Raw genomic sequence first — 2,426 nt, 5'->3', positions numbered from 1 at the left:
GATAGTTTGGTAGATATATTTTTGGCTTGCAATGTTGAAGAAATTTTAAAGAATTATGGTAAGTCAACAAAAATGGAAGACCCTATCATCCATTTTTATGAAACATTTTTGAGTGAATATGACCCGAAATTGCGAAAGGCTCGTGGCGTGTGGTACACTCCTGCTCCAGTCGTAAATTTTATAGTTCGAGCAGTTGACGACATTTTAAAAACTGAGTTTGATTTACCTCAAGGTCTTGCCGACAGTAGCAAAACGAAAATAAAAGTTGATGTACAAGGCAAAAAGACAGAACAAGAAGTTCACAAAGTACAGATACTTGACCCAGCAACAGGAACAGGAACTTTCCTTGCCGAAACCATAAAACACATTCATAAAAAGTTTGAAGGCCAACAAGGTATTTGGAGCAACTATGTAGAAACACATTTATTGCCTCGTCTTAATGGTTTTGAGTTGCTGATGGCAAGTTATGCAATGGCACATCTTAAATTAGATTTACTTTTAACTGAAACAGGCTACAAGCCAACCACCAACCAAAGGTTCAGAGTTTACCTTACCAATAGTTTAGAAGAACATCACCAAGACACAGGGACTTTATTTGCAAATTGGTTAAGCACAGAAGCCAACGAAGCCAATCATATCAAAAGAGATACACCAGTAATGTGTGTAATTGGAAATCCGCCATACAGCGTTAGTAGTAGTAATAAAGGCGAATGGATTGAAAAATTAACAGCTGATTATAAAAGAGATTTAAACGAAAAAAACATCCAACCACTTTCAGATGACTACATCAAGTTCATTCGCTTTGGTCAACATTTTATTGATAAAAACGGAAGTGGTATTTTGGCTTACATTTCTAACAACAGCTTTATTGATGGAATTATTCACAGGCAAATGCGTAAGAACTTATTAGAGTGCTTTGATAAAATTTACATAATTGACTTACATGGTAACTCTAATAGAAAAGAGGTTTCTCTAGATGGGAGTAGGGATGAAAATGTTTTTGATATTCAACAAGGTGTTTCTATTAACGTTTTCATTAAAAATGGGGAAAAGAAAAAAAACGAGTTAGGAAAAGTATTTCATCATGAGTTATTTGGCAAAAGAGAATTTAAGTATGAAACCCTTTTGAATAGCAGCATTAAATCTATTAATTGGAATCCACTAGATTATTCTAAACCTGATTTCTATTTTGTAAAAAAAGATTTTAATCTATCGCAGAGTTATGAATTGGGACTTAGAATAGGCGACTTATTCAAATCAAATATTACTGGCATTAAAACACATGATGATGAAAATTTGGTAGGATTTCAAAAGTTTTTAGAAAACAATTTCAAATATGATTACAGACCTTTTGATTGTAGATTTATAAATTACGACTTGAAAAAAGTAGTAAGAGCAAGGTATTCTGTAATGAGGAATATGTTGCAGGATAATATTTCTTTAATAATTCCTCGACAAGCAGTTACTGATAATTGGAATCATGTTCAGGTTTCAAAATATCTTTCTGATAACAGAATTCAGTATAGCAATAAAGGCATACCAATAGCTTGCCCTCTCTATCTCTATCCCGAAACAAACGGACAGCAAATAATTAGACAAACAACAGAAAGAACTCCAAACCTAAACGCAGAAATTGTAAAGGAAATAGCGGAGAAATTAGATTTAACTTTCACCAACGAAAAAGAAACAACCAAAGACACTTTTGCACCAATTGACATTTTAGACTATATCTATGCAGTTTTACATTCGCCAACGTACCGAGAAAAATACAAAGAATTTTTAAAAATTGATTTCCCTAGAGTGCCTTATCCAAAAGATAAAGACATATTTTGGCAATTGGTAAAACTTGGTGGTGAAATACGGCAAATACATTTATTAGAAAGCCCAACCGTTGAAAAATACATTACGCAATATCCCGAGGATGGAGATAATAAAGTGAGTAAGATAAAATTTGTTCCATACTTATACGAAAATGAAGTTCCTGATGAAAATGGAAATATTACTTATCCCGATTATTTAGGTGCAGTGTATATAAATGAAAACCAATATTTTGCAGATGTGCCCACTAGTGCATGGGAATTTTACATCGGTGGTTATCAGCCAGCACAAAAATGGCTCAAAGACAGAAAGGAAAGAACACTTGAATTTGACGACATTTTACATTATCAAAAAATCATTGTTGCATTGACAGAAACGAACAGACTAATGAACGAAATAAATAAAATCGACATCGAATGAAAATAAGCACTGGGCATAACAGCACCTACAAGAAATTGGCGGTTCAGTGGTTAAATGAAGCTTTGTGCTTCGTATCAAGTTTTGTGGTGGCAGACAGTTTAGTGCTTCGAAATCGCCAACTTCTTGTAGCTGCAAACCGTTAGCCGTCAGTATAAAGCAGGAAAACTTAACATGAAAGAAATTAAAAA

1 protein-coding gene is annotated in these 2,426 nt (G+C 33.7%); it reads left to right on the top strand.

Going from position 1 to position 2,426, the window contains the following annotated elements; genetic code table 11:
- Nucleotides 1–2,238, top strand: a 2,238-nt coding sequence (locus ACOYLP_RS11715) for a type ISP restriction/modification enzyme (protein ID WP_422856351.1), incomplete at its 5' end; no start/stop codon positions are given.
- Nucleotides 2,239–2,426: the final 188 nt, after the last annotated feature.

Source organism: Flavobacterium sp. (genome assembly GCF_049318325.1).
Classification (GTDB): Bacteria; Bacteroidota; Bacteroidia; order Flavobacteriales; family Flavobacteriaceae; genus Flavobacterium.
This window is presented reverse-complemented; position numbering and strand designations above follow the sequence as displayed.